Origin of the sequence: Kitasatospora sp. NPDC007106 (genome assembly GCF_040634455.1) — a bacterium.
In the GTDB taxonomy this organism is placed as follows: domain Bacteria; phylum Actinomycetota; class Actinomycetes; order Streptomycetales; family Streptomycetaceae; genus Kitasatospora; species Kitasatospora arboriphila.
In genome coordinates, this window is the sequence record NZ_JBEYFP010001365.1 from 1 (window position 1) to 1,173 (window position 1,173).

General features: G+C 71.5%; 1 protein-coding gene. It reads right to left on the reverse strand.

Annotated features, from left to right (window positions below; genetic code table 11):
* On the reverse strand, positions 1-1,173 hold a 1,173-nt coding region (locus tag ABZ641_RS38520), incomplete at both ends, for a tetratricopeptide repeat protein (protein ID WP_359989339.1).

A 1,173-nucleotide genomic window follows, 5' to 3' on the forward strand; every position in this document is an offset into this window, starting at 1 on the left:
CATGGAGACCATCTTCGACATGGTGGAACGGCTCGGCGGATTCACCGTGCCGCAGGTAGTGGACGACGGCGCGGTTGAGCAGTGCGGCCGGGTACTCGGGGTCGAGGGCGAGGGCGGCGTCGAGCGCTTCACGCGCCTGCGCGAGTTCGCCGCGCTGCAGGGCGACGGTGCCGCGCATGCACAGCAGCCGGGGGTCCTGCGGGCGCAGCGCCAGGCCGGCCGTCACGTCGTCGTCGGCGGCATCGAACTCCTCCAGTTCGAGCAGGAGTTCGGCACGGGCGAGCCGGGTGTCGAGGTCCTCGGGTTCCATCTCCAGGACGTATCCGAAGTCGGCGAGCGCGCCCTTGGTGTCGCCGGCCTCGGCCCGGGCCGTGCCGCGGTTGTGGTACAGCTCGGGGAACGGAGGTGCGAGTTCGACCGCACGGTCGTAGTCGGCGAGGGCGGCCGCGAAGTCGCCGCGGGTGCGGTGGATCCGGGCCCGCTCGGAGAGGTAGTCGGTGTAGTGGGGGTCCAGCTCGATCAGCGTCGAATAGTCGGCGAACGCCTCGTCCAGCCGGTCGGTGGCGGTGAGCAGCCGGGCCCGGTTGTACAGCAGTTGGGAGCGGTGCAGCCGCCACTGCGCGTCGGTGAGTTTCGCGTCGAGCCGGGTGATGCAGGACTCGACCAGGTCCAGCGCGCGGCCAGGGTTGCCGCGGTGCATCTCCACCAGGGCGAGGCCGTTGTCGTGGAAGACGCTGAAGGTGAGCCGCTCGGCGGGGTCGGGGAGGATGCTCGCGATCGCGGCGGCGTTGTTCTGCCAGCGCAGCGCCAGGTCGTGGTCGCGGGGCCGCAGGAAGCGGGTGTGCAGCATCGCGATGGAGTAGCTGGTCATCATGTGGACCTTGGGGTCCGTGAACCGCTGGATGACGTCGAGGTACAGGTCCATCGACTGCTGGTGGCGGCCGAGCGGGATGCAGGCGGCCGCCGCCTGGTGCGTGAACTCCCAGAAGTCGTGCGGGTGGGCGTCCGGGTCGGTGACGGCGCGTCCGCGCAGGCCGAGGTCGATCACCGCCGCCGAGAACCCGATCTCGACGCAGTGCCGCTGGGCCGCCAGCAGCGCGATCCGCCCCGCCCCGGACGGGTCGCTGCCGTGCTCGCGGTGGTATGCCAGCGCGCCGACCCGCACGCTCGGGC